Source organism: Nocardioides sp. NPDC006303 (genome assembly GCF_040613175.1).
Lineage (GTDB): Bacteria > Actinomycetota > Actinomycetes > Propionibacteriales > Nocardioidaceae > Nocardioides.
Genome location: NZ_JBEXRR010000054.1, coordinates 25353 through 33139 on the forward strand (window position 1 = coordinate 25353; position 7787 = coordinate 33139).

Here is a 7787-nt window from a genome sequence, read left to right on the forward strand (position 1 = left end):
CCTTCTCGGATCAGGCTCGCGAACTCTCATCGCGTAACCAGGTGGTGTAGTCGCCGGTCCGAACAGCTCTGCGGGAGAGCATCCGGGCGACGAGGGTGACTGTCATGAAGACCGGAACCCGAAGTCCGATCGCAGGCTGACGCAGCCCGAGCGTGAGGAGATCCGAGAACGAGGTGGATCCGTGCCGAGCACCATGGGCGTCGGCTTGAGCGTTACCGGTCGCGACGCGGATCCTGCGTCTGACCAGGTCTTTGACCGTACGCGGCGGCCTCACGACCACGGTCGCATCGGTGACGACGCGGCGCTCGGCGGGCGCGAACAGCTCCGAGGCGACCAGGTCGTCGTTCATCAGGCTCGCCCCCGAACCGGTGGCAGCGGCGACCCGGGCCTGGCCCTCGGCGGTGAGGCAGAAGGCCCCGCGGCCGAACAGGCCGCTGCGTACTGCTGGAAGGGCCTGCCACACCCGGTAGTAGGCACGGACCGGCCAGGAGGAGCGCTCGGTCGGGATGCTCCGCCCGGGCGCGACGGCCAGCACCCCGTCCTCCTCGAGCGCGTCGACCAGCCGGAGCAGGTCGGCGCCGGTGAGGCGTACGTCGGCATCGAGGTGAAGTCTCGGATAGGCGACCGCAGCGGCGTTGCCGACCTCGACCGCGCGCGCCTTGGAGGCCTCGGCGATCTCCAGGACGCGTACGCCCGGGACCTTCCGGGCCACTGCGGCGGTGTCGTCGGTGCAGCCGTTGCACACGACCACCACCTCGACGGCCCCCTCGGGAATGCCGTCGAGCAGGGCCGTCAGGTTCTCCGACAGCCCCTTGGCCTCGTTGTGCGCCGGCACCACGACGCTCGCGATCATGATGGTCGCTCCGCGCTGGGGATGACGAAGTTGATCATGTTGCTGTTGTCGTAGTCCTTGGCGATGACCCGGCCGGGATTGCCGCAGACGAGGCTGTGGGGCGGAACGTCCTTCGACAGCACCGTGCCGGCGGAGATCGTGCAGCCGTCGCCGACCGTGATCGCGCCCGTGATCACCGCGCCGGGACCGATCCAGACGTCGTCGCCGATCGTGGGCAGGCCCTGGTCGCCGTCGGCGATGCGCTGGCCGATGGTGACGTTCTGGTGGAGGACGCAGTTGCTGCCGACCACGGCCGGGCCGACGATGATCCCCGAGCGGTGCATGAGCAGCAGCCCGGGCCCGATGTCGGCGCGCCGGAAGATGTCGGCGTGATGGACGCGGATGTTGCGTCGGTTCCAGAACCAGTAGACCCCCAGCGCGAGCACGCCGAGCAGGCGGTTGCGGGTGCGCAGCCGGGTCGCCCAGCGTCCGAAGCGATAGCAGGCGACGCAGTGCAGCTCGTAGTCGAAGAGCCAGAACCGCAGCCTGGACAGCCGAGACGTACGCGGACCGTCGAGGACGATCGCGTACATCTTGGCCAGGTCGACGTCGAAGTCGCCTGTCGCCGGGGCTCCGTCAACTAGCAAGGCTCTCTCGATCCTGGGCCGCTGTCTTCCGGCCGACGTACGCCACCAGGTTGGCGACCCCGTCGAGGTTCTCGGGCACGGTCTCGGCCTCGTCGACGGAGATCTCGAACTCCGCCTCGAGGAACTCGATGAGCTCCAGGATCCCGGTCGAATCGATCACGCCCGACTCGACCAGCGACTCCGAAGGCCCGGGCAGCCGGGTCTCATCACCCAGCAGCAGGCTGTCCAGGATGAAGCCTTCGATCGTGCGCTGTACGTCCGCCATCACATCTCCCTGTTTGTGAACGGTCTACGAATGCCCTCCGTTCTGTCAGCCGAAGCGGGTCGGGAGCCGAAATCGGGCCCGGAGATGCCGACATTGGGTGATAAACGGGGCTATCCCGATGCCCTGACCTGCCTGCGCGAGCAAACCTTCGGGCACCGTCCGGGATCGATCGAGGAGCGCCATGTGCGGGATCTGTGGGGTGCTGAGCAGCACCGAGGCGCCTGACCCTGCCCTCGTGCGGGACATGCTGGGCGCTCTCGCCCACCGTGGCCCCGACGGCAGCGGCTACTACCGCGACGAGAGGGTCGCGCTCGGCCACACCCGGCTGGCGATCGTGGACACGGTCGGCGGCACACAGCCGATGACCGGCCGCACGTGCCGGTCCTCAGGCGAGAGCGAGCAGGTCTGGGTCACCTTCAACGGCGAGATCTTCAACCACGTCGAGCTCGCCGCCCAGCTCCGCTCCCGCGGCCACGTGTTCGACACCCGCTCGGACACCGAGGTCATCGTGCATGCCTGGGAGGAGTGGGGGCCGGGCTGCTTCGAGCGGTTCAACGGCCAGTGGGCGCTGGCGATCTGGGACCGCCGGACGGGAACGCTCGTCCTCTCCCGGGACCGCTTCGGCGTCCGCCCGCTCTTCTACACGCGCGCCGCCGGGCAGCTGCTCTTCGCCTCCGAGCTCAAGGCCCTGTACGCCTCCCCCGACGTCCCGCGCGAGCTGGACCCGGCCGGGCTGGACCAGGTGCTGACGCTGTGGTCGGCGGTCGCCCCGCGCACCGTCTTCCGGGACATCGCGCAGGTGCCGCCGGGCTCCTACCTCTCCTTCCGCGACGGCGTCGAGGTCGAGCGCCGCTACTGGGCGCCCTCGTTCCCGCCGGCGGGGGCCGAGGAGCTCACCGACCTGGAGGCCAACGCCGAGGCGCTGCGTACGACGCTGATGGCCGCCACCCGGCTGCGGTTCGAGCGCAGCGACGTGCCGGTGGCCGCGTACCTCTCCGGCGGGATCGACTCCGCGGTCACGGCGGGCGCGATTGCAGGGTTCACATCGGCGCCGCTGCACACGTTCTCGCTGCGGTTCGCCGAGGCCGAGTTCGACGAGGGCGGCTTCCAGACGCTGATGGCCGAGCGGCTCGGCACCGTCCACCACGACGTCGTGGTCAGCGAGCGCGACATCGCCGACGTCTTCCCCCAGGTCGTACGCCACGCCGAGTCCCCGCTCCTGCGGACCGCCCCGGCGCCGATGTTCCTGCTCTCCCGGCTCGTGCGGGAGGCCGGCTTCAAGGTGGTCGTCACCGGCGAGGGCGCCGACGAGGTGCTCGGCGGCTACGACATCTTCCGCGAGGCCAAGATCCGCGACCTGTGGCTGCGGGACCCGGAGGCTGCCGAGGCGGCTGTCCAGCAGCTCTACCCGTGGATGCACCGCTCGCCCAACCAGGCGCCGGCGTTCGCACGCAGCTTCTTCTCCCGAAACCTCTCAGCCGACGACCTGGCGATGTCGCACCGCCCGCGGTGGGACTCCACGGCGGTGCTGGCCTCGATGCTGCGGCCCGAGATCCGGTCGGTCGGCGGCAGTGCGGCCGGCGTCGTCGACGCGATGCCCGCCTCGGCTGCCTCGTGGGACCCGGTCGCGCGCGCCCAGTGGCTGGAGATGACGACCCTGCTGCCCGGCTACATCCTGGCCTCCCAGGGCGACCGGATGCTGATGGGCAACTCGGTCGAGGGCCGGTTCCCGTTCCTCGACCCGCACGTCGCCGAGCTCGCCGGCCGGGTCCCGGCCGAGCACAAGATCCAGGGCATGGACGAGAAGCACCTGCTCAAGCGGGCCTTCGCCGACCTGGTGCCCGAGGAGATCCTGCGTCGTCCCAAGCAGCCCTACCGGGCGCCTGATGCGGCCGCGTTCTTCGCCGGCGGCACCCCGGACTGGGTCTTCGACGTCACCTCCGGCACCGCACTGGAGGCCGCCGGGGTCTTCCGGCCGGACCTCGTCCAGCGGCTGCTGGAGAAGGCCCGGAGGACGGGCGGACGGGGCCTGGGCAACACCGACAACATGCGCCTGGTCGCCGTCCTGTCCACCCAGCTGCTGCACAGCGAGCTGCTCACCGCACCGACTTCATCGGCCGCACCGCCGGCCCCTCTCACCGTCTTCGACACCACTCTCGAGACCACCGGCCTCGAGCCCACCGGAAGGACCTCAGGATGACCACGACCAGCCAGAACGCAGCGTACGGACTGGAGACGCTCCGCTTCGACGAGGAGGCGGAGGCGAACCGGATCGGCGAGGCGATCCGCCACTATCTGGTGGCCAACAAACGCAAGGGCATCGTGCTCGGTGTCTCCGGCGGGATCGACTCCAGCGTGGTCGCCGCGCTGGCGGTCAAGGCGCTCGGCCCGGATCGGGTCTTCGCGCTGCACATGCCCGAGCAGGAGTCCTCCGACGACACGATCGGGTTCAGCACGAAGCTGACCGACGCCCTGGGGATCGACTCGGTGCTCGAGGACATCTCCCCGGTCCTGGTCGGCCTCGGCGCCTACCAGCGGCGGGACGACGCGATCCGGCGGGTCGTGCCGGCGTACGGGCAGGGGTGGAAGTCGAAGATCGTGCTGCCCAGCGTGGTCGACTCCGACGCGTTCCGGCTCTTCTCGGTCGTCGTCGAGGACCCGTCCGGCACGCAGAGCACGCACCGCCTCACGACCGAGGCCTACCTGGAGATCGTGGCCGCGACCAACTTCAAGCAGCGTGCCCGCAAGGCGCTGGAGTACTTCCACGCCGACCGGCTCAACTACGCCGTCGCCGGCACCCCGAACCGGCTCGAGTACGACCAGGGCTTCTTCGTGAAGCTCGGCGACGGTGCCGCCGACGTGAAGCCGATCGCGCATCTCTACAAGTCGCAGGTCTACGCGATGGCCGCCCACCTCGGCGTACCCGAGGAGATCCAGGCCCGCCCCTCGACCACCGACACCTACTCCCTGGAGCAGTCGCAGGAGGAGTTCTACTTCTCGCTGCCCTACCAGCGGATGGACCTGTGCCTCTACGGGCTCAACCACGACGTCCCGACCGCCGAGGTCGCCGAGGCCACCGGGCTCACCGTCGAGCAGGTCGAGCGCGTCTACCGCGACATCGAGCAGAAGCGGCGTACGACCGCCTACTTCCACGCCGCTCCGATGCTCGTCGAAGACGTCGCCGAGATCGCCAGTCCTAGGTAGATCTCGGAGGCTGCGGCTCGCCGTGCGGTGACCGGAACAGGGTGGGTGGAGACATGTCCCACCCAGAACCCAGGAGGTTCCATGTCCGAACCGTCACCAGAACCCGGCGAGATCGTAGACCTGTCACTCGGTCTCTCCGACGCCGATGCCAAACCGATGATCGATGCGTTCGAGATCGAGATCGACGAGGCCGTCACCGCTATCAACATCTTCGACGAGGACACCGAGGACGGCGAGGCTGCGGAGACCGCAGGCACCGACGCGATGATCCCTGCCGAGGATCTTCCGGAGGACCTGATCTATGAGTGAGATGCTCACCCTCAACGGCAAGCCGATCGACTGGAACGACCCACCGAAGCAGACCGCTCTGGCGCTGTGGTCGCGAACGACCTCGAGCGGCAAGCAGGTCAAGGGATCGGCTCGGACCATCGCGCACCTGTGCGCGATCGACGCCGCTGCGCAGAAGAAGTTCGGCACCAGGATCGTCATCATCCAGGCGCCGTTCAATAACACCGTCAGGGCGTCCGCGGGCACCCACGACCACGACGCCTGCACCGACCTGCACATCCCGGGCGTCAACTGGAGGACCCAGGAGAAGTGGCTACGAGCGCTCGGGTACGCCTGCTGGTACCGCTTCCCGCCGGCGTTCGGCCACCACATCCACGGGTTCACGCTGCCGCCACAGTCCGGGGTCGTGCGGACCGACGACTTCCGCGACCTCGGGGTCACCGTCGGGAAGTACGTCGACGGGGGTTCGGCGCTCTTCGGTTTCCAGGCCACGAGCTCGCAGCTCGAGGACTACCTGCACCACGCGTTCGGCCTCAAGGGCCAGCACGGCGAAGGCAGTGACAAGAGCTGGCACCCCGCCAACATCAGGGCCACGATCTTCGACTACGCGGCGTACGCGAGATCGAAGGCCAAGCCCGTGTGGAAGCCGAAGAACACCAAGTCGAACCTGGCGATCGTCCAGCACCAGTTCCAGATCGCCGCGGGGCTCCGCAACGGCAAGCGGATCCGCACCAACGGTGTGGGCTGGATCCAGAACGCGCTCAACGCCAAGACCGGTTCGGACCTCGTGGTCAACGGCATCGTGGACAGCGCCACCCTCGCCACCTGGAAGAAGTTCGAGATCAAGACGGGCGGCACCGGCGCGAAGTCGACGCCGGACCCTCGGAGCCTCAAGAAGCTCCAGATCGCGTTCCGGTTCGTCGGGCCCGAGGCGCACCTGCCCGTCGGATGATCAGGGTTGAATATCAAGTTACGTTGATATAACGTCGGCAGGCATGAGCACACCACCCTTCATCCCTGCCGACCACCTCGGCGCCGTGAACCGCGCCCTGACCACCACGACCCGCGGCGGCGAAGAGCTGCGCGTGCTCGTCGTCGAGCGCAGCTACGACGCCGACCCCGACGAGGTCTGGGACGCGCTGACCACCAAGGAGCGCATCCCGCGCTGGCTGATGCCGGTCACCGGCGACTTCGAGGTCGGCGGCCGCTACCAGCTCGAGGGCAACGCAGGCGGCGAGATCCTCGCCTGCGACCGCCCGAAGCTGCTTTCGATCACCTGGGCCTACGGCGACATGATGTCCTGGGTCGACGCGACCCTGACCGCCTCCGGCGGCCGTACGCTGCTCCGTCTCGAGCACTCCGCCCCCGTCCCGCCGGAGCAGTGGAAGGAATTCGGCCCGAGCGCCGTCGGCATCGGCTGGGAGCAGATGCTGCTCGGCCTGGCCCTCCACCTCTCCGCCCCCGAGGCCGAGAAGATGGACCCGATGTCCCCCGACGCGCTGCCCGCGATGATCGAGCACACCAAGGGCTCCGCCGCCGCCTGGGTCGAGGCCGATATCGCCTTCGGCACCTTCCCCGACCAGGCTCGTGCCGCCGGCGAACGTTGCGTCGCCGCCTACACCGCGATGCCGGAGTAGCCGCTTGCACGCCTTCGACGTCCTCGGCGATCCCGTACGCCGCCGCATCCTCGAGCTCCTCGCCGACGACGACCTCACCTCCGGCGAAATCGTCGAGACCATCTCGGCCGAGTTCGGCATCCGCCAGCCGGCGGTCTCCATGCAGCTCAAGGTCCTGCGTGAACACGGCTTCGCGAACGTACGCCCCCACGGCACCCGCCGCATCTACTCCCTCGACACCGGCCCCATGGCCGAGGTCGACGCCTGGCTCACCCCCTTCCGCCGCTTCTGGACCCAGCACCTCGACGCTCTCGACACGGAGATTCGGCGTGGGCGTCGGGAGGGTTCTACGGGGGACTGAAGCCGCGCGTTGGTCTCGGGAGGGCGCGCCGAAGTTGCCGTGGTTTCGTTTCAGTGTTTCGCCGCCGACCCTTGGTTCGATTGTTTCTCGATCGCGCACCGCGTCAAGGACGGCCTTCGGCCGCCGGCTTCGCCGGTCGCCTCCGGCGATCCTTGACCCGGCACCCGATCGAGAAAGATCTGGCCTGTATCGGGTCGGCGGCGAGAGTGTGGCGCAGCGGATTCAGTTGGGTGCGGGCTTGGGGCTATGGGCTGGTCGTGTGCGGACGGGTCGGTGCCTCATGGGCGCCTATGGCAGTGGGCGGGACCTTGTGAATCGTTCACAAGTGGGCCGTCGCTTTGGGCGGGGCGGGTTCGGTGCCGGCAGGGTCATCAGTTCCCCACTGACCCGGAGTGGATGACCTGGAAGGTGCCGCCGCCGGAGTCGTCGTTGGCGGTGAAGAACCAGCTCTCGACCCCCGCGTCCGGCGCCGTGCGGCGCAGCATGGTCACGATCTGGCCGCTGGCCCGGGTCGCGGTGCGGCTCAGCGGGGTCACCCCGGCACAGGGTGTGGTCGCCGGCGCCATCGTGATGG

10 protein-coding genes are annotated in these 7787 nt (G+C 69.0%); 6 read left to right on the forward strand and 4 right to left on the reverse strand.

The features are described from left to right. Positions 1–10: 10 nt before the first annotated feature. Genes ABZY89_RS26920 through ABZY89_RS26930 form a run of 3 tightly spaced genes read right to left on the reverse strand, consistent with a single transcriptional unit; the run spans position 11 to position 1744 of the window. Positions 11–853 (reverse strand): glycosyltransferase, encoded by an 843-nt coding sequence (locus ABZY89_RS26920; RefSeq protein WP_355232194.1) that lies wholly within the window; start codon positions 851–853, stop codon positions 11–13. Continuing rightward, positions 850–1479: a serine acetyltransferase gene (locus ABZY89_RS26925; protein WP_355232196.1), complete on the reverse strand. Its 630-nt coding sequence runs from the start codon at positions 1477–1479 to the stop codon at positions 850–852. The genes ABZY89_RS26920 and ABZY89_RS26925 overlap by 4 nt, the downstream gene beginning before the upstream one ends. After that, positions 1469–1744 carry an acyl carrier protein gene (locus ABZY89_RS26930; RefSeq protein WP_355020352.1) on the reverse strand — a complete coding sequence of 92 codons (276 nt, stop codon included), beginning with the start codon at positions 1742–1744 and terminating at the stop codon, positions 1469–1471. The genes ABZY89_RS26925 and ABZY89_RS26930 overlap by 11 nt, the downstream gene beginning before the upstream one ends. Positions 1745–1925: 181 nt before the next feature. Here ABZY89_RS26930 and asnB point away from each other — a divergent pair, with 181 nt between their 5' ends. The 6 genes from asnB to ABZY89_RS26960 all read left to right on the forward strand — a co-directional run bounded on the left by asnB (position 1926) and on the right by ABZY89_RS26960 (position 7213). Beyond that, the gene (gene asnB / locus ABZY89_RS26935; RefSeq protein WP_355232198.1) at positions 1926–3944 is read left to right on the forward strand and encodes an asparagine synthase (glutamine-hydrolyzing); all 2019 of its coding nucleotides are present in this window, start codon (positions 1926–1928) and stop codon (positions 3942–3944) included. After that, the gene (gene nadE / locus ABZY89_RS26940; RefSeq protein ID WP_355232200.1) at positions 3941–4948 is read left to right on the forward strand and encodes an NAD(+) synthase; all 1008 of its coding nucleotides are present in this window, start codon (positions 3941–3943) and stop codon (positions 4946–4948) included. The genes asnB and nadE overlap by 4 nt, the downstream gene beginning before the upstream one ends. Before the next feature lie 81 nt (positions 4949–5029). After that, positions 5030–5257, forward strand: coding sequence for a hypothetical protein (locus ABZY89_RS26945; protein ID WP_355232202.1), 228 nt, complete (start codon positions 5030–5032; stop codon positions 5255–5257). Next, positions 5250–6188, forward strand: a complete 939-nt coding sequence (locus tag ABZY89_RS26950; protein WP_355232204.1) for a hypothetical protein — start codon at positions 5250–5252, stop codon at positions 6186–6188. The genes ABZY89_RS26945 and ABZY89_RS26950 overlap by 8 nt, the downstream gene beginning before the upstream one ends. A 43-nt stretch (positions 6189–6231) precedes the next feature. Further along, complete coding sequence (locus tag ABZY89_RS26955; protein ID WP_355232206.1) at positions 6232–6873, forward strand: SRPBCC family protein; 642 nt, start codon at positions 6232–6234, stop codon at positions 6871–6873. A gap of 4 nt (positions 6874–6877) precedes the next feature. Next, positions 6878–7213 carry a metalloregulator ArsR/SmtB family transcription factor gene (locus tag ABZY89_RS26960; protein ID WP_355232207.1) on the forward strand — a complete coding sequence of 112 codons (336 nt, stop codon included), beginning with the start codon at positions 6878–6880 and terminating at the stop codon, positions 7211–7213. Positions 7214–7584: 371 nt separating this feature from the next. Here the strand turns inward: ABZY89_RS26960 and ABZY89_RS26965 are convergent. After that, positions 7585–7787: hypothetical protein (locus ABZY89_RS26965; protein WP_355232209.1), on the reverse strand; the 203-nt coding region annotated here is incomplete at its 5' end.